This window comes from Bacteroides pyogenes (genome assembly GCF_014196225.1).
GTDB classification, from domain to species: Bacteria; Bacteroidota; Bacteroidia; order Bacteroidales; family Bacteroidaceae; genus Bacteroides; species Bacteroides pyogenes_A.
Window position 1 is genome coordinate 102,874 of record NZ_JACIDI010000009.1, and the last position, 18,985, is coordinate 121,858.

Genomic DNA, 18,985 nt, shown 5'->3' on the forward strand with positions numbered 1-18,985 from the left:
ACGTACATTTAAAATAAATAAGTTATGAAAAAACTAACAGAATATATACTTACAGGTGTCGCTTGTTTAATCACCTTATCTTCTTGCGATTCTTTTTTGGATGTAGTTCCCGATAAAAGAACCGAGATCGACACAAATCAAAAGGTGAGCGAATTATTAATATCCGCATATCCGACGGTGGATCCTATGATGATCTACGAACATCGCACGGACAATGCGATGGACAACGGAGTACAATACGGAACGGGCGACAGAATGTTAACCGAGAACTACTTCTGGGAAGATATCACACCCAACGGTTGGGACGACCCCGAACAGCTTTGGAACAGTTGTTATAAAGCGATAGCAACAACCAACCAAGCACTGGAAGGCATCCGGGAAATAGGAGAAAGCAAAGAGAATGCCCCTTTCAAAGGAGAAGCGTTACTGTGCAGAGCGTATGCCCACTTCTTGCTTGCCAATACATTTTGCCAACCGTACAACGCCGCTACAGCCGCAAAAGATTTAGGAATACCCTATGTTACAGAACCGGAAAAGAAAATAGGCAAAACCTACGAACGGGGGACAGTTCAATCGGTGTACGAAAACATTGCCAAGGACATTGAAGAGGGCTATCCGCTTATCGACGATAACGCCTACGCCATCCCGCTGTATCATTTCAACAAACGGGCAGCAGCAGCTTTTGCTACCCGATTCTATCTATTCTATGGCAAATATCAGAAAGCCCTGGAATATGCCAACCAAGCCATTCCGGACGATCCTTCGGCTTCATTGCGCAACATCAAAGAATATACAATGCTGGCACAATCAGACGAGTGGAGAGATCGCTTTATCAGCAAGGACGAACCCGCCAACTTGCTTCTGATCCCTCTGCGCTCTCTATGGGGAAGAACCTATGCAAGCCGTCGATACGGCAACTCCGACATACTGACATCCCTTGCCACTTATCGCTCAAGAGGGCCTTGGGGAGACGTACTGAAAGATTTTGATTGGTTATTCGGTGCATCGGGATATCCTGTAAAGTTCCAACCCAAATACAATGAAATATTCGAAATAACCAATCAAACCAGCCAAACAGGACAGCCCCACACAGTGCAAATGGCTTTTACCGTAGATGAAACCTTGCTTTGCCGGGCGGAGATTCACACAATGCTGAAGCGATATGACCAAGCAGCGCAAGATCTCTCATACTGGTACATAAAGAAAGGCGGAGAGGGAGCCGACCGGGAAACGATTGTCCGGTTCTATACCGACAGAGAAGCGGCAGACAAGAAAGCGATACAGAAGAATGAATTACACCCCATGCTCGCATTAGTTAAGCCGTTTAACGCAGCTTTCGAGATCGAAGCCGGCACACAGGAGAAGATGTTGCAGGGAGTGCTGCATGCCCGCCGCATCGAAACCATGTACAGCGGTCTGCGCTGGCTCGATATTCGCAGATATGGCATTGAAGTCATACACAATGTAGACGGAGAAGTGGAAAACCAAGTAACGCTGCCTGCAGGAGATTTAAGGCGTGTAATACAAATACCGCAATCCGTAACGACCGCAGGAATGACTCCCAATCCTTCAAAATAAAATAAAGTGTAAACAGTTAAAAAAAGACACACTATTATGAAAACAATAAAATACATCCTTTTAAGCAGCCTTTTAACCGTAGGTTTCCTGTCGGCTTGCGACAACGATGATATCGACACCTCGAAAAGCATTTTCAATAGAAGCTCTACCCCTAAGAATGTGTTCGATGACTGGCTATACAAGAACTACATCAAATCTTATAATATCGACTATAAATACCGTATGGAAGATATTGAAATCGACTTTACCAAGAATCTCGTTCCGGCAGAGCTTGAGAAAAGCATGAAGTTGGCCAAAATCATCAAGCATGTCTGGTTAGAAGCCTATGTAGAAGCAGCAGGTCCGGACTTTATGAAAAAACATGCGCCTGCCATCCTTCAAATCATCGGTTCGGCAGCATGGAACGAAGGAGGTACCATTACGCTCGGTACGGCCGAAGGCGGGCTGAAAATTACGCTATACATGACCAATTGGCTAAACCCCAAAGACATAGCTCAGATGAACGAGTATTTCTTCAAAACAATGCACCATGAGTTCACGCACATCTTGCAGCAAGACATCAACTATCCGCAGGAGTACAACCTCATCAGTGCCGAAGACTACCGCCCGTCGGGATGGCAGAACAGAAGCCTCAAACAAGCAAGCCAGTTGGGGTTCATCACTCCTTATGCGGGAAGCATGGCAGTAGAAGATATTACGGAAATAACATGCTGCTATGTAACCTACACGCAAGAAGAATGGGATGCGGTTTTGGAAATGGCCGGAGAGAGCGGTCGCAAGAAGTTGGAGCAAAAAACTGAGATTATGAAAAAATACATGCAGGAGGTATGGAAGATAGATATGGACAACTTGAAGAGGATTGTGCATCGGCGCATGAACGAAGTGATACAGATGAACCTTATGCAACCCGATTGGGAAGCACTGCTTTCACCCGGAACCCCTAAGGCAAAAACCGCAGCGGCTTTACAACTGCTCAAGCAGCAATTGAAAGCCGATTATCCGGAAGCATTAAAAAAGATGGACAAGCACAAAGATTGCTGCCAAATACACAATGCCAATTTAATCAATCTATTGAAAGAACCTGAAAAATAAGAAAGTCATGAAGAATATTTTATATACACTCACGCTTATATGGGCTGCATGCCTGCTTGGTTCATGCAAAAATGAGATTGAGGACTACTTCGACCAAACGGCTTCCGAGCGTATGGAACAAGAAGTAGTCAAATACAGAGAGCTGTTGGTAAAGCCTCAACACGGATGGATCATGGAATATTACCCCGGCGGCATAAATCAGGCCTTTGGAGGGTACGCCATAACAGTATCTTTCACTACCGATGGATATGCTGTTTTCCGATCGGTATTGGAAGATGACGTAAGTAAATCGGTGTCAAGTTTCTACGCACTAAATAAAGACATGGGACCCACTCTCAATTTCGACACTTACAACGAGCTATTTCACTATTTCTCCAATCCCGATACGAGTAATGGAGACGGAGCAGGCAAAGGGATGCTCGGAGATTACGAATTCATATTCGATTCGGGAACAGAGAGCGAGATTATAATGACCGGTAAGAAGCACAAATCCACCATCCGCATGTATGCGCTGCAAGAACCCGCTACCGAATACCTGAAAAAGGCAAAAGCGGAAATGGAGAGCTATTTCATGATTGCTGCCGTGAACGGGTTGAAGGGGACATTTGCCGGAGAACCGGCAGAAGCCGAGTTCATCACCTCCCAATCGTACATGCTGGCTCAGGGAAAAGAATCGACAAAATTTTCATTCATGTTCACGGATAAAGGAATAAAACTTTATGCTCCCATCGAATTGAACGGAAAAAAAGTAGAAAACCTCTCTTGGGATAAACAGAAGCGTGCTTTTACTACCCCCGACGGGCAAACGAACTTAGCGTTGGTATACGACCCGAAAGGCCTGAGAGAAGACCAGCTATTGGGCAACTACGTGCTACACTACGAAAACGGCAAGCAGATCGACGTTTCAATCAAAAAGAGAAACAACGGAAACATTGTTATGGAAGGCTTACCTTTCAATGTAAAGCTCAGCTACAACAGACGTAAAGGAGCGTTGGAACTAAACGCACAGCAACTCCGTTCAAATCCGGAAGTGTGGCTTGCCATCTGGGCACGAAAAAGCAGCGGAGGCTACCTGATCTGGGACAAAGGATATGGCTTGGTGACGGAGTGGAATGAAAAAGAAGGAGACGAATTTACTCTGAAATGGGTAGACAATGGTTATGAGTGGTTTACAAAAGGAGAAAGAAATTATGCCGACAGTTTCATCTTATGGGAAGTAGGGAAAGGTGTATACAATGGCTATGGAGATGCTCGCTTCTACGATTTATTCTTAACAAAAAAATAGGAGGCAGAAATATGTATAAGAAACTCTCTTTATTCTACGTATTATTGACGCAAGCACTCTTGTTTTGCGCATGTTCTTCCGATAGCGATTTCGAAGAAAAGCAACCCGCGTTTCACGTAGTGAAAACAACAGCCGATATGAACCATACCGGAGGAAAGGGAAGCATCGAGCTCGACACGGAAGGGGTAAAAGCCACTTCCAACGAATCCTGGCTGAAAACTGCCGTAAACGGCAAAGCTGTAGAGTTGACTTTCGAGCCTAACAACAGCTATAACTCACGTACGGCAACCGTTACCTTAAAGTATGCCGACGACGAACAAACCGTTTCTTTCATACAGATGGGCATCATCTCCGACGTCGATGTTTACGACCATACGTTTCCTTATACCGGAGGAGAGAAAAGCTTCTTATGGAAAACAGACCAGCCGTTCGAATTTCAAGGAATGCAAGAATGGATATCTTACGAAGTCAAAGGCGATTCCATCGTTTTCAACATCGAGGGGATAAGCGAACTGGACAGCGGAAGAAAGTGTGAGATAAATATCAAATCAGGGAAGTATTATACCAAAACGATCACCTTTACGCAAACCGAAGCCCCCTTATCCTACCACATGTTACTCGGCAATTATACATTAGAGTATAAAAAATGGAAAGGAACGGCAGTAGAAACAATCGATGTCTCTTTTGTGGAAAAAGAGAAAGATAAATCATTTACGATGAAAGGTCTTGACTTTGACATTACGGTTTTATACAAAGCAGACCTGCCGGGCATAGCCATCAAGTCGCAACGCGTATCAAACGATGTTTGGTTGGCAGCCTGGCAAGGCGGTTATAACGGAAGTGGGCTTTGGCCTAATCCAAAGTTCGGATTGGCAAGCCAGTGGAATAACGACAAACGGAATATCGAGCTCACAATGATACCCGATGGCGTTACAGATAGTAGTTGGAAAGACAGCCAGGGGAATCCGGTTGTCGTGCATGCGTTTATCTTATGGACTGACAAGGGTGAATATCAAGCGAAAAAAACAAGCCGTTTAGTGGACCTCAAATTTATTAAGAAAGCCAAATAGGCCGAACGCCTAAAACAGGAGCTTTTTGAGCTCTCTTCTCATCAAATTATCAAACAAAAAAGCAAGGGCTGCCCGACAATAATAGGTCGGAGGCAGTCCTTACTTTGTTTCCTGATGCCGGCTAAAGCGGTAAACTAAATCATTTCACAGGCCATTGATAAATTCCGGATGTCCCTGCTTAAACGTGTTTAGCAAAACTGTAACAGTCCGGTAATCAGCCGCCGGCAGAGTCGTTGCGGATAAGCTCCAGCAACCTTTCCACCGCATGCTCTTCGGGAATGTTTTTTTCTACACAAGTTTTACCTTTATACAGGCTGATCTTTCCCCGTCCGGCTCCCACATAGCCGTAGTCGGCATCCGCCATTTCGCCGGGGCCGTTGACAATGCAACCCATGATACCGATCTTCACTCCCACCAGATGGGAGGTAGCGGCTTTGATGCGCGCAATGGTTTTTTCTAAATCGTACAGCGTCCGTCCGCAACCCGGACAAGAGATATATTCCGTTTTCGAAGTACGTACACGCCCTGCCTGCAAGATTCCGAAAGCCGTAGCGTCAATCACCGCATGGCTCAGCTCTCCCTGATTAAGCAGGAAGATACCGTCGCACAAGCCGTCGAGGATGAGAGCGCCCATATCGGCAGCAGCCTTTATCTGGAGGTCTTCCGCACAGTTTTCGGCATAATGCTGGAAGAAAACCACCGGATTCTCCAAGCCTTCGGTCATGAGTTGGTGCACCAGCGCACGATGTTCGCCCAAGCGGTTGGGATGGTTGCTTTGAGAAATCACCACTGCCTCGGGATGCGCCTTCAGGCAGGCTATCACTTCGTCCGTCTGTGCCATATAGAGCATAAACAGGAATTTCAGTTCGGCTTCGCACCCGTCCATCAGCGGCAGTTGCACATGGTTGAAGGCCGGCCATGTTCCCGCTTCGCCCGTCCAGACATCCGCATCGAGGATATATTCCACTCCTGCCTCCCGCATTTCGGGCAAAGCTCTTCCGGCATAAATGTAGTCGGGCGTGAATTGCGGATTCGTCTCCGTTTTCCCGTCGAAGCGGTCGGCTATGACAACGGGAAGATGGCTTCCTCCGATATTCCGCACCGCACGGGTTTTCCTGCGCGAGGGCTCGAGGTAGTTGAAACCCGGCGCCTCTACTCCCGGAACGAAAGGATGATTTTGTTTCAGCAGCACATAGTCTACCAACTTACGAGCCACCGGTATCTCGGCTTCGGGCGCCTCGCTCAAAGACACCCGTATCGTATCTCCCAGTCCGTCGTTCAATAACGCGCCTATTCCCAAAGCCGACTTGATACGCCCGTCTTCTCCGTCTCCTGCCTCGGTCACTCCCAGATGCAGGGGGAACGACATCCCCTCCTGCTCCATCACCGCAGCGAGCAAACGAACCGTACGTACCATCACCACCGTGTTCGAGGCTTTTATGGAGATAACGACGTTCAGAAACTGCTCTTCCACGCAGACACGCAGGAATTCCATGCAAGAGGCCACCATTCCTTCGGGCGTATCGCCATAGCGGGACATGATGCGATCGGATAGCGAACCGTGGTTCACCCCGATACGGATGGCGGTATGATTCTCTTTGCATATATTCAGAAAAGGCACGAAACGGTCGCGTATCTTTTGCACTTCGGCGGCATACTCTTCGTCGGTGTACTCCAGCTTCTTGAAGGTACGCGCCGCATCCACGTAATTGCCCGGATTGATCCGCACCTTTTCGGCATATTGCGCCGCCACATCCGCCACCTTAGGATTAAAATGCACATCCGCCACCAACGGAACCATATACCCCCGGCTGCGCAAACCGATGTTGATATTCATCAGGTTCTCGGCCTCTTTCACGCCCTGAGTGGTCAGCCGCACATACTCTCCGCCGGCATCTGCGATACGTTTTGCCTGCTCCACGCAAGCCTCCGTATCTTGCGTGGAAGTATTCGTCATCGACTGAATACGGATAGGGTTGGAGCCGCCCAAAGGCACAGCTCCAACATTCACTTCTAAGCTCTCTCTCCGAAAATAATTAAACAGTTCCACTTCGTTTCGATATTTTTTCATTAGTCACCGGAAACAGGCCAAAATCACATCTGCAAACCCACCTGCAAGGCTTCGTTCAAGCATTGGAGTTTTGGCATGAGTAAGAATTCATAAACGCTTTATTTTGATCAACTATGTAGTTTAATGTTTTTAGTTGACCACTTTGTAAGAATTCATATACGCTTTATTTTGATCGGCCGCTTGCCTTAATTGGTCTTGTACCGATACTTCACGTCCTTCAGCTCTTCGTTGGCTTTCACTATCTTCTTCTTCAGCCCTTCTTTATAAGCCGTAAAAGCCTCAGCCAAAGAAGAATCGCTCAAGGCCAATATCTGAACGGCCAGAATAGCTGCATTCATAGCTCCGTTGATGGCAACGGTGGCCACCGGAATACCGGGAGGCATCTGGACGATAGAGTGAAGCGCGTCTACTCCGTCGAGCACCGATCCTTTCACTGGCACTCCGATGACGGGCAGCGTCGTGTTGGCGGCAATCACGCCGGGCAAAGCAGCAGCCATTCCGGCGGCGGCAATAATCACCCGGACACCTCGCGAGCGGGCATTCTTGGCAAATTCTTCCACAGCTTCTGGCGTACGGTGCGCCGAAAGAGCGTTCATTTCGAACGGAACACGCATATCGTTCAGCAGTTGCGCCGCCTTCTCCATCACCGGGAGGTCGGACGTGCTGCCCATGATAATACTTACAACAGGGGTCATTTTGGTCAATGTTTAGTTATAAATGTTTAGTTATAAATGTTCAGTTATATAATGTTCAGTTATATAATGTTCAGTTATATTGGTTACAAGTGTTATTCTCAGTCATAAAAGCAATCGGTGACCGGCAACGTAATGAGAAGCGGCCGTCAGTTGGCGATAACGATGATAAGCCCATGCCGTCACATCATCGCCAACCGGCGGCCGCTACGATACTAACCGTTGATTACGGCTTTGTAACCCTCGGCATCCAGCAAACCTTCCACATCTTTCAAGTCGGCGGGTTTCAGTTTAATCAGCCAGCCTTCGCCGTAAGGATCTTTGTTCACCAGTTCCGGATTTTCTTCCAGCGCTTCGTTCTGCTCGAGCACTTCGCCTGCTACAGGCAGGAAGAGATCGGATACCGTTTTCACCACCTCGATAGAGCCGAACACTTCGTTAGCTTCCAGCGTTTCTCCTACAGTCGGAATATCAACGAACACGATATCGCCCAGTTGTTCCTGCGCATAGTCTGTGATACCGATGTAAGCAATGTCTCCTTCTACGCGAATCCACTCGTGTTCGCTCGTGTACTTCAAATTCTGTGGAAAATTCATAATAGTTAGTTTTTTTAGGGTTTATACTGTTAGTTATTAAAATAAGAATATACGAAAAAATACATTGTAAAGCGGATGAAGCACCAGTATGGCGGATAGCAAACCCACTACAAAGCCCGCAAGCACTTCGCCGATGGTATGATGCCCCAGTATGATGCGTGCCGAGCCCAATACTCCCGCAATCAGGATAAACAGGCAGAGCCAGATGACCGGATTGTATCCGAACAATGCGCTGAAAGACACCAGCCCGCCGATGATTCCTCCCGCTCCCGCCATGTGTTCGCTCAGTTTCCACCTCAGATTCGCGATGACACAGATCACAGAAACCAGCAAAGAGGCGAGAATTACCCCCGTCATATACCAGGGCAGGTTGCTCTTGCGCATGACCAACAGGCAGAACACATAAGATATGATTGTCAGTATAATGGGAACGTAGCGCTTCTTTCGTTCACTCAGTTCATGGCGGTCGAAACCGTTGATCTTGCGGAACAGAAAGATGGTCAGCGTGGGGGTGAGTATCGTGAAGCAATAGACAATGCCCAGCACAATCACTTTGAACTTCATCGGCATGATGCGCAAATACGAAAACAGGAACAACGCCAACAACGACAGGAACGGAATCGAAAAGGGAGTGAACACCATCGAAATCACACGTGCCGCCCTCAACATCGTTCTATCGGCTATAATATGCTCTCTTTCCACATTCATCGGTATCAAACATTACTATATATAACTATATACGGTTTTATACATTCTGCTTATTTCCTCAGCCTCGCCACCGGTATATTCATCTGCTGCCTGTATTTGGCTACCGTACGGCGGGCTATGGGATAGCCTTTTTCTTTCAGCATCTCCGCCAGCTCATCGTCTGTAAACGGCTTTTTCTTGTCTTCGGCATCGATGCACTCTTTCAGTATCCTGCGAATCTCGCGCACCGACATCTCCTCACCGTCTTCGGTGGTGTATCCGTCGCTGAAGAAAAACTTCAGAGGATAAATCCCGAAATTGGTCTGCGCGTATTTGCTGTTGCTCACACGCGAGATAGTGGATATATCCAGATTAGTACGCTCCGCCACATCTTTGAGGATCATAGGCCTCAGCAGCGACTCGTCGCCATCCATGAAGAAAGGGCGTTGCAGATCGACAATGGCCTGCATGGTAGTCATCAGCGTGTTCTGCCTTTGCTTCACCGCGTCGATGAAGCCCTGCGCCGCATCCATTTTCTGCTTCAGGAACATCATGGCCTCTTTCGACTCTTTCGATTGGTTGGCACGGTTTTTCGTATGCTCTTCCACCATTTCGGTAAAATCCCGGCTCATGCGGAGCTCCGGCACATTGCGGTTGTTGAGGCTGATATTGATGGTTCCGTCGTCATACGCCTCCACCAGAAAGTCGGGTACGATTTGCTGGTAGTTCCGCCCGATGGTTTCGCCCAGCGAAGCTCCCGGACGCGGATTGAGCCTCGTAATTTCTGCAATCGCTTCGTTAAAAACCGCCTCATCCACGTTCAGCCTCCTGATTATCCTGTCCCAATGCTTCTTGGTAAACTCCTCGTAGCATTCGGATATGATGCGCTCTTCCAAATCAAGCAGCAGACCGGCGTTTTCTTCTTCCGCCTGCCTGCGGCGGATCTGTATCAGCAGGCATTCCTGAAGCGTACGCGCCCCGAGACCTGCGGGATCGAAATCCTGCAACACTCCCAACGCCTCCTCCAGTTCCTCTTCGGTACACTCCACCCCGACGTAGATGGCCAGTTCGTCGCAGATGCTCTCCAGAGACTTGCGAAGCAACCCGTCGTCATCGAGCGAGCCGATGAGATACTCCACCAATTCGCGCTGATGCTCCGTCAGGTTGCGCTCACGCAGCTGTTCTTTCAATACTTCGTAGAAAGAGGTAGCTTCGGAAAAAGGTATATCTTCCGCCTGCTCCCCTTTCGAGCGGTTGTTCTCCTGCAATTTATAGTCGGGTATGTCGTCCTCCCTCAGATAGTCGTTCAGGGAGTCGTACTCATTCGCCCCGTCGTCTCCGGCCTCCTCCGGTTCGGCAGCGGAATACTCATCGGCAGGAGTTTCCTCCCGTCCCTCCTCAAGCGCAGGATTCTCCAAAAGCTCGGCATGGATACGGTCTTCCAGCTCCAATGCGGGAAGCTCCAGCAACTTCACCACCAGAATCTGCTGGGGCGAAAGCGTCTGTATCTGTTGTTGTGCCTGAGTTTGTATCTGACGTGAACCTTGTGCCATAATGTATTCTTGCTTTTTCTACTGTTTACCGCTACAAAAGTAGCTTTTTAACCAGAGATAAACCAGATTAGAATGAATATTTTTAATCCTATAACACAAAAATCTTTATCTTTGCCCTACGAACTTCTAAATTAAGAAATTATGTTTGCTAAAGAAACGTACGTGCAGCGCAGAGCCTTGCTGAAAAAGAAATTAGGCTCCGGAGTATTGTTATTTCTCGGAAACGACGAGTGCGGGTTGAACTACGAAGACAACACCTTCCGTTACCGTCAGGATTCTACATTCCTCTATTATTTCGGGCTTTCGGGCGCGGGGCTTTCAGCCATCATAGATATTGACGCGGATAGAGAAATCATTTTCGGCGACGAGCTTTCCATCGACGCCATCGTATGGATGGGAGCACAACCCACCCTGCACGAGAAATGCGAACGCGTCGGCATGAAAGAGGTGATGCCTTCTGCGGATATTGTAAGCTACCTGCACCAATGCGTGCAAAAGGGGAAAACGGTTCATTACCTGCCCCCTTATCGTGCGGAGCACAAGCTGAAGCTGATGGATTGGCTCGGCATCCCGCCCGCCCGTCAGGAAGGTTCGGTACCGTTCATACGCGCCATCGTGGCTCAACGGAACTATAAATCGGACGAAGAGATAGCCGAAATAGAAAAAGCCTGCAACGTGACTGCCGACATGCACATCGCCGCCACAAAATTCCTCCGTCCCGGCATGTACGAGTACGAGGTAGTGGCAGAGATGAACCGGGTGGCGCAAGCCAACAACTGCGAACTTTCGTTCGCCACCATCGCTACCATCAACGGGCAAACGCTGCACAACCACTACCACGGCAACAAAGTGAAACCGGGCGACCTGTTCCTGATCGATGCCGGAGCGGAAGTGGAATCGGGCTATGCCGGCGACATGTCGTCCACCATTCCCGCCGACAAGAAGTTCACCACCCGCCAACGGGAAGTGTACGAGATACAGAATGCCATGCACCTCGAATCGGTGAAGGCGTTGCGTCCGGGCATCCCCTACATGGAAGTGTACGAACTCGCCGCCCGCATTCTGGTAGACGGCATGAAAGGGCTCGGACTGATGAAAGGCAACACCGACGACGCCGTGCGCGAAGGCGCCTATGCCCTTCTCTTCCCTCACGGGCTGGGACATATGATGGGGCTCGACGTTCACGACATGGAGAATCTCGGCGAATTGTGGGTAGGCTACGACGGGCAACCCAAGAGCACGCAGTTCGGCCGGAAGTCGCAGCGCCTTGCCATCCCGCTGGAGGAGAGGTTCGTAATCACCGTAGAGCCGGGCATCTACTTCATCCCCGAGCTGATAGACCGCTGGAAGGCGGAAAAGAAATTCACCGACTTCATCAACTACGAGAAAGTGGAAGCGTACAAGGGCTTCGGAGGCATACGCAACGAAGAAGACTACCTGATTACGGCTACCGGTTCGCGGCGGTTGGGCAAGAAGATTCCTCTGACCCCCGACGAAGTGGAAGCCCTGAGATAAAGCGCGCCATGCGCAGCAGGGCATCGGTGCGGCCGGGCGGCGTCCATCGGGCATCCGCCCTTGCCCGCAAGCCTGCACAGGGAAAAAGCAGCTGCATTGCAGAGTGGTGTTTTCGTTTGTGTTGGTGTTCGTGTTTCTGTTTTGCATATTCATATCCGGCTCATTACGTTGATTGACGATGCAAATATAACCGATACTTTGCACTTTATCCCCCGTTTTCTCCCTGTTATTCTTAATCAAATTATTAACCTCCTCCTCTCTCTCCTCCTCACCCTTCTTTTTCCGGAGGAGGAAAAAGGAGGAGGTTTTTTTGTGCTATGCTGTGCTATGCTATGCTGTGCTATGCTATGTGTACCTGATGTAACATTTTCGGGCTTAATTGTTACATTAATTCCCCTACAAGTGAAAATGCGGCGACCGAGAAATCAGTTAAAAATACGGACAATCCGGGCTCCGGAAAAGGTATATGCCGCGCGCTTTATATATAGGGCTACCCCGATAAGCATATATAGCCACCGTGATAAGCATATATGGCTACCACGGTGGGCATATATGGCTACCGCGCTGTATATATATAGCTACCGCGGTGAGTATATATAGACAGCACACCGGGCATATATACTCGGCAGATTGGGGAAAAAGAGGCCGGCATATCGGAAAAATACACAAGAAAGCGGAAAAACAAATAAAAACACAATTTATAGGTTTTTATTCTTTTTCTTTCTATATTTGCCCCGAATAGTTAAATTAAATTCAAAATAACTTATGAGAAAAAACACGATTTTAAAGGCGCTCTTCATCTCCGCCTATTTATTGACATGGGGGGGGGGGTATTTGACTGTGTGTCAAATACTTACGCCAGTAATTCAACCGAAAAACATGCACAGCAGCAACTACACACCGTAAAAGGTGTCGTAAGCGATCAGGCGGGAGCCATCATAGGAGCTTCCGTCGTTGTAAAAGGCACGCAGAAAGGTGTAATAAGCAACTTAGAAGGTGCTTACGTCCTGACAGGGGTAAAAATAGGAGACATTATCGAAGTTTCCTATATAGGCTATACCACTTTAAACGTCAAATACAACGGCGAACAGACGCTGAACTTCTTGCTTCAGGAGGAATCGCAGACCTTGGGCGAAGTAGTGGTAACGGGATACGGCGGTGTTCAGAAGGCCAAAACCATGACAGCCTCAGCATCTGTGGTGAAGGTAACAGAACTTGCCAAGCTGCCTGTAATATCAATCTCCGAAGGACTCGGCGGACGCGTTACAGGCGTCATCACCCAGCAGAGTTCGGGTGCTCCGGGCGAAAATGTCCGGATATGGATTCGCGGCGGTGCGAATATCCTGTATGTAATCGATGATGTGGTAATGGAGCCTGATCAGGGTAACGCTTTTTTCAACCGTTTGCGTCCGGACGATATTGCATCCATGTCAATATTGAAGGATGCTTCGGCCACCGCCGTATATGGGCCCAGAGCAGCGAACGGAGTAGTAGTGATTTCTACCAAACGCGGTCAGGATGGCAATCCTACCATCACAGTGAACCAGAAACTTTCCATCATGACTCCCGCCTACCGGGCAAAAGGACTAAGCTCCTACGAATATGCACAGTTGCGCAATGAGGTAGCATTTGCAGCATATCAGGAAAGCCCGACATTCAATAACATCGAATTATCCAAATACTACATGGGCGACCTTTGGCAAAAAGGATACAACCGCGAAGAGATACGAGACATGGTGAATGAAAAATACAACATGCAATATTCGATAAACGATATCAACGACTTGTTCAATCCATTCAAAACAGAAGGAGGAAATATTCAGGACTACTATTCTTCCTACGATCCTTGGAAGATGTTCGACCACACACAGCCTATGTATCAGACCAACGTAAGCCTGCGGGGAGGCAGCGAACGACTGAAGTATTATTCAAGCCTCGGATATATGGATCATCAGGGTATCAGTAGCAACTATACCTACGAACAAATCAATTTTGTGCTCAATACAGACGCTTACCTGCTGAAAGACAAAAGCCTGAAATTCACCATGAATCTGAATGGCAATACGAGTACTCAAAAAAGGCCTGCCATCGGAGAACAGGTTTTCAACAATGCAATGTATGGAGACTGGATGCCCAAGAGACCTGCACAATGGAGTACGGGGCTTCCGAAAAAAGGATCGGTAGACGCGTTATTGAAAACAGGATTCGACGATACGGAAGCATACCGGTTTCAAATGAACAGCGCGTTGAAATGGAATTTACCTTGGATAGAAGGATTGTCGGCTACGGCAAGTGTAAACTTTACCACGTCTTACCAGACCAGGCGAAAATTCGACCACGACCAAGAGAATGTATACGACACCCCTTATGCTTCGGCACCTGCGTCATACAACGCCGTCAATGCCAAAATGCACCAGCGATGGGATAAGTACAAGCTGGCAACCGGTATCTTCCAATTGGATTATTCGCGTTCCATCGGCAAGCACAATCTATCGGTAATGGGCAACTATCAAAGCCAGATCCGGAAAACGAACTGGACTTCGGCCGAGAAGAAAGGGTATCCCACCACACTGGCTCCACAAATCGACCTTGGAGCCGAAATGGTATCCAACGGAGGAAACTCTACCGAATGGGGATCTGCCTCATACATCGGACGTGTCACCTACGATTATGCCAATAAATATTTGTTCCAATACAGCGCCAACTATAACGGTTCGCTAAGCTACAGCCCGAACAAGCGCTGGGGATATTTCCAAGCCTTTTCTTTGGGATGGGTTGCTTCCGAAGAATCTTGGTTCAAAGCTATGGTGAGCCCGAATATTGTAAACATGCTGAAGCTGCGCGGAGGATTCGGATTGGTAGGAAATGAAGTAGGAGCTCCTTTCTCTTTCCTTACGCAGTATTCTCAAAGAGATAATCGCGTATTATTCGGAGATAACATGACTCCCAACGTAGGCTGGTACGTATCCAGTATAGCCAACGATTTGAAATGGTCGAGCAGCAAGCAGCTCGGAGTCGGGTTGGACTTCGGATTAGCAAACAACCGTCTGTCCGGTTCTTTCGACACCTTCCTATATTTAAACAAGGGCGATGCAATGAACATGACCGATGACATGATCCGGGCAGACATCTTGGGTATGCCTAATGTGCCTAAAATAAACGCACCCTACACAACCTCACGGAAAGGGGGATTCGAACTGTCATTGAATTGGCAGGACAAAATCGGCAAAGTGGGATACCGGATTGGGTTGAACTATTCATATTGGGATGAGCGAGTGACCCGACACACCAATACCAGCACCGACTACTGGTCACCGACTTTTGATTACATCGGTAAACGTTGGATGCATCCGGTTTATCCTTTGGGAGTAGGAACCAAAGGGCTATACGGCAGTTGGCAGGAAATGTATAACGGAGTTTTGCGCACCGACCGCAATATAGCATTAGGTACCCCTATACTCGACGACTTGAATGGAGACGGACGTGCCATGAACGACTATAAGACATTCAGCAATCCCGGCATGACACCTCTGACCCAATACGGAGTGACTTTGGGCGCCAATTGGCAAGGATTTGATCTCGAACTGTTCTTCCAAGGTGCGACCAATGTATCGGGAGCCATGCCCTCACCTCTGCGCAGCCAGCAGTCATATATGTGGAACTACGGACAATATGCGTTCCAAAACGCATATACTCCAAGCAATCCTGACGTGAACGCAGCCATTCCGACCCCTATGCCCGAAGGAAACGGATTCGGATACTGGTATATCGATATTTGGGCATTCGACGCTTCTTACCTGAAGCTAAAGAACATCAGCCTGCGCTACGACATGAAGAGATATCTGCTAAGGAAAGCAAGATTCATTCAAGGATTAGATCTTAGCTTTGTGGTAACCAACGCTTTTACATGGACAAAGAAATCATATCCGCTGAAAGGATTGCAAGATCCGGAATTCATCACCACCGGTTCTTCCATCTGGGCTACCAACGGAACATTGGGAAGCTACCCAACACAGCGTTCATATACTTTAGGCATCACTGTAACTTTATAAACATACTGACATGAAAAATAAGATAAATATAAAGAAAATTTTAGTTGCCGGACTATACGGTTCATTTCTGATGGGCATCATTACGGCCTGCGACCCGTTGGGCATAGAGCCCACTAACAAAGTGGACGAAGAGCGCTTCTGGCTGAACGCCGAACTCGCCCGCTCTTACGTAAACGATTTCTACTTCTTCACTCCCACCGGAGCCGGCGATACGTTCCAATCCGAACAATGGTCAGACAATTGTCAGGGAAACTACGAGCAGGATTGGAACACATACCGGCAAGAGAACTTCACCAAGCGACTCTATGATGAAAACTCAGGAATTTCAGTTTTCTCAGCTCCATGGACAGCTGCTTACAAATATATTTATAACATAAATCTGGGGATTGAGAAAATAAGCTCTTCAGCAGCCTTGCCTGAAAACTTGAAGAATCAGCTATTGGGAGAATGTTATTTTTTCCGTGCTTTCGTTTATTTCGATATGGAAAAATTCTGGGGAACCGTGCCATATGTGGACAGAGCGCTGAAAATTACAGACGACACCTATCTCCCGCAAATCAAACGCGAAGCTCTTTTCGATCATATACTTGCCGACCTGAAAAAATCGATCGAATATTTTGACGCGTATAAAGGAGGAACTTCCACAGGCATGGTGAACAGGAACGTGGCCCGGGCATTCATTTCGCGCGTCGCCTTATATGCGGCGAATGCAGCGGAGGCTTCGGCAAAGGGGCTGTATACGGATGACGAAAATGGGCTGTTCAAGTTTGAGAAAAAAGCCGATGGATATTACCAGACCGCTTATGATGCAGCCAAAGATTTGATAGGCAAATACAGTTTGGAGGCTAACTACGAAAACTTATTTACCAGCCAGACAGCACATACCAGCAAAGAAGCCATCTGGCCTGTAATGTTCAAAGAAAACCAGCGCGGAGGGTTCAACCCGACAGCCAAAAACGGGCCTGACGATTTATATTACGGAAGTACAAAAGAGAAAACCCACTCGTGGGAATTTCGCTCCGGATTATTCCCCACTCAGGACTTGGTGGATTGCTACCTGCAAAAGGACGAAAAGGACGGCAAGTGGAAAAAATGGTGGGAAACTTCACAAGCCCAAGAAATGAAAATAAAGCAAAATGCCGAAGGAGAAATCTCAGGAGAAAGCGCCGATTACCGCAACATTTTCAAGAATCGCGATAAACGATTCTATGCAACAATCACCTACGACGGCGCTTATATGGGACCGGAAACAAACGACAACCGCTACATAATCCAAACATGGATAGACAACACCAATCCGGTGGTTTCGCTGAAATACAGCGCTCTACACACGGGGTACAAATATCTGGATAAAATGAGCTCCGCACCCATCAACAGAGGCTCTGCGCAAACTATCACAGGCTATTACTCCAGAAAATATTCCCACTTCGACAAATATAATGATGACGGTAAGTTCGATCGCAATACCCAGCGTCAAACTTGCTACTTCAACATCCGCTATGCCGAAGTCCTGTTGAATTGCGCCGAAGCCGGGATCAAACTGAATAAAGCCGATGCCAAAGGGTATATCAACGAGATACGGCGACGTGCCGGACTCTCAGACTATGACGGGAATGACTTATGGGAAGAAATGAAACTTCAACGTCGCTTGGAATTTGCTTTCGAATGTCCCGGATTCCGCTATTTCGACTTGTTAAGATGGGGAGAATCTGAAGGAAAAACAACCATCGACGAATTGAATACGCCTTCCAGAGGACTGTGGATATTCAGAAAAGGCATCGAAAGTGAAAAAGTAGAAGAAAAAGGATATCCGGTAGAACCGGGTGAACAAGGCTATTTCACTCCGAAGTTTGAAACTTTCGTCATGCCCTATTCATACTACACAAGGAAGTTTGACAATGCAAGATTCTATTTTGTTCCCTTCTCTGCAACAACGCTTAAAGATTATAAACAGTTGCAGCAGAACCCGGGATGGAAAGATTATAATTACAACAACTAACAAAAAAAATGACAACTATGATAAATAAATTATTTACCAAAAGATATGTCGGAATTTCCCTTATATGCGGACTCTTGACTTTTACGGGCTGCGAAGCGGATTTGACTTACGAAGAAGCGCCCGAATCAGCTTATTCGGAGGTTGGTGTCAGCAATTTTGCTGTTAGATCCAGAGAGTTGTTTGAAAATAAAATATACGCAGTCAATTGGAATAAATGGGTTGACAACTACTTGGACACACGATTGATCGGATCTACCCAAACGGGAAAGTGGAAAAATGAAACGGGAGCAGATGTAACGCTAAGCAACGGAGCTTTGGTAAAAGCAGGAGAAACATTTGAAATAAAACCCATGACCGTTGAAGATTTAGCAGACGCACCTGAAGGCAAATTGCATGTGTTGACAATTTTGGTTAACGATCACGCAACATACTCAACCCCTAACAAAGGATATCTGTTCGACGGCAGTAAGTTCTCGGGCGATTTCACTTTGGTAGATCCCAAGGACAATCGCTCAGAGAAAGTCAAACTTCCTGTCAGAAAAAATGAGATCATAGGAGAGTTCTATTTGGTATCTCCGTTCAACTGCGTGGTCGAGCGAGTAGGAGATGCTCCGAAATTAGGCCAACCGGGAGACTATTCTGTCCCTCACCGGTATCTGGTGAAAAACATTTGCTTTCGTCCGGCAGGTGTCGAACAATATAAGCGCTTGTATGAAGTACGCATAATATTTTATCCGGGCAAATAATTAGTCTTATACGTTCTAAAAAAAGAGGAGGTGACGGCGTTTTGAAAAA

At 47.5% G+C, this 18,985-nt stretch carries 13 protein-coding genes; 8 read left to right on the forward strand and 5 right to left on the reverse strand.

Translation table 11 applies throughout. The features are described 5' to 3' along the window. Positions 1–24 precede the first annotated feature (24 nt). The 4 genes from GGR07_RS07930 to GGR07_RS07945 are packed head-to-tail and all read left to right on the forward strand — an operon-like array spanning position 25 to position 5,025. Complete coding sequence (locus GGR07_RS07930; RefSeq protein ID WP_034543490.1) at positions 25–1,578, forward strand: RagB/SusD family nutrient uptake outer membrane protein; 1,554 nt, start codon at positions 25–27, stop codon at positions 1,576–1,578. A 36-nt stretch (positions 1,579–1,614) separates the two neighbouring features. Then, complete coding sequence (locus GGR07_RS07935) at positions 1,615–2,670, forward strand: zinc-binding metallopeptidase (RefSeq protein ID WP_021644680.1); 1,056 nt, start codon at positions 1,615–1,617, stop codon at positions 2,668–2,670. 7 nt (positions 2,671–2,677) lie between these two features. Next, complete coding sequence (locus GGR07_RS07940; RefSeq protein ID WP_034543488.1) at positions 2,678–3,955, forward strand: DUF4302 domain-containing protein; 1,278 nt, start codon at positions 2,678–2,680, stop codon at positions 3,953–3,955. Positions 3,956–3,966: 11 nt separating this feature from the next. Further along, positions 3,967–5,025, forward strand: a complete 1,059-nt coding sequence (locus tag GGR07_RS07945; RefSeq protein WP_021644682.1) for a BACON domain-containing protein — start codon at positions 3,967–3,969, stop codon at positions 5,023–5,025. A 214-nt stretch (positions 5,026–5,239) separates the two neighbouring features. Here the strand turns inward: GGR07_RS07945 and GGR07_RS07950 are convergent, their stop codons facing one another. From GGR07_RS07950 to rpoN, 5 genes are all read right to left on the reverse strand, one after another. Next, the gene (locus GGR07_RS07950; protein WP_039972477.1) at positions 5,240–7,075 is read right to left on the reverse strand and encodes a 4-hydroxy-3-methylbut-2-en-1-yl diphosphate synthase; all 1,836 of its coding nucleotides are present in this window, start codon (positions 7,073–7,075) and stop codon (positions 5,240–5,242) included. A 206-nt stretch (positions 7,076–7,281) separates the two neighbouring features. Then, positions 7,282–7,791, reverse strand: coding sequence for a 5-(carboxyamino)imidazole ribonucleotide mutase (gene purE, locus GGR07_RS07955; protein ID WP_021644684.1), 510 nt, complete (start codon positions 7,789–7,791; stop codon positions 7,282–7,284). 212 nt (positions 7,792–8,003) lie between these two features. Beyond that, positions 8,004–8,384 (reverse strand): glycine cleavage system protein GcvH, encoded by a 381-nt coding sequence (gcvH, locus tag GGR07_RS07960; RefSeq protein WP_021644685.1) that lies wholly within the window; start codon positions 8,382–8,384, stop codon positions 8,004–8,006. A gap of 36 nt (positions 8,385–8,420) precedes the next feature. Then, positions 8,421–9,092: a phosphatase PAP2 family protein gene (locus tag GGR07_RS07965; protein WP_034543486.1), complete on the reverse strand. Its 672-nt coding sequence runs from the start codon at positions 9,090–9,092 to the stop codon at positions 8,421–8,423. 50 nt (positions 9,093–9,142) lie between these two features. Then, positions 9,143–10,624, reverse strand: coding sequence for an RNA polymerase factor sigma-54 (rpoN, locus tag GGR07_RS07970; RefSeq protein ID WP_034543484.1), 1,482 nt, complete (start codon positions 10,622–10,624; stop codon positions 9,143–9,145). A gap of 141 nt (positions 10,625–10,765) precedes the next feature. On the opposite strand from rpoN, the gene GGR07_RS07975 reads away from it, so the two are divergent. The 4 genes from GGR07_RS07975 to GGR07_RS07990 all read left to right on the forward strand — a co-directional run bounded on the left by GGR07_RS07975 (position 10,766) and on the right by GGR07_RS07990 (position 18,936). Next, positions 10,766–12,139 (forward strand): aminopeptidase P family protein, encoded by a 1,374-nt coding sequence (locus GGR07_RS07975; RefSeq protein WP_034543483.1) that lies wholly within the window; start codon positions 10,766–10,768, stop codon positions 12,137–12,139. 842 nt (positions 12,140–12,981) lie between these two features. Next, positions 12,982–16,191: a SusC/RagA family TonB-linked outer membrane protein gene (locus tag GGR07_RS07980; RefSeq protein ID WP_122056739.1), complete on the forward strand. Its 3,210-nt coding sequence runs from the start codon at positions 12,982–12,984 to the stop codon at positions 16,189–16,191. A gap of 10 nt (positions 16,192–16,201) precedes the next feature. Then, entirely contained in the window at positions 16,202–18,190 is a 1,989-nt protein-coding gene (locus GGR07_RS07985; protein ID WP_021645187.1) for a RagB/SusD family nutrient uptake outer membrane protein, read from the forward strand. 17 nt (positions 18,191–18,207) lie between these two features. After that, entirely contained in the window at positions 18,208–18,936 is a 729-nt protein-coding gene (locus GGR07_RS07990) for a hypothetical protein (protein ID WP_034543480.1), read from the forward strand. Positions 18,937–18,985: the final 49 nt, after the last annotated feature.

Coding starts and splice junctions, on each gene's coding strand:
- GGR07_RS07930 (WP_034543490.1), top strand. CDS start 25: ATGAAAAAACTAACAGAATATATACTTACAGGTGTCGCTTGTTTAATC.
- GGR07_RS07935 (WP_021644680.1), top strand. CDS start 1,615: ATGAAAACAATAAAATACATCCTTTTAAGCAGCCTTTTAACCGTAGGT.
- GGR07_RS07940 (WP_034543488.1), top strand. CDS start 2,678: ATGAAGAATATTTTATATACACTCACGCTTATATGGGCTGCATGCCTG.
- GGR07_RS07945 (WP_021644682.1), top strand. CDS start 3,967: ATGTATAAGAAACTCTCTTTATTCTACGTATTATTGACGCAAGCACTC.
- purE (WP_021644684.1), bottom strand. CDS start 7,791: ATGACCCCTGTTGTAAGTATTATCATGGGCAGCACGTCCGACCTCCCG.
- gcvH (WP_021644685.1), bottom strand. CDS start 8,384: ATGAATTTTCCACAGAATTTGAAGTACACGAGCGAACACGAGTGGATT.
- GGR07_RS07965 (WP_034543486.1), bottom strand. CDS start 9,092: ATGAATGTGGAAAGAGAGCATATTATAGCCGATAGAACGATGTTGAGG.
- rpoN (WP_034543484.1), bottom strand. CDS start 10,624: ATGGCACAAGGTTCACGTCAGATACAAACTCAGGCACAACAACAGATA.
- GGR07_RS07975 (WP_034543483.1), top strand. CDS start 10,766: ATGTTTGCTAAAGAAACGTACGTGCAGCGCAGAGCCTTGCTGAAAAAG.
- GGR07_RS07985 (WP_021645187.1), top strand. CDS start 16,202: ATGAAAAATAAGATAAATATAAAGAAAATTTTAGTTGCCGGACTATAC.
- GGR07_RS07990 (WP_034543480.1), top strand. CDS start 18,208: ATGATAAATAAATTATTTACCAAAAGATATGTCGGAATTTCCCTTATA.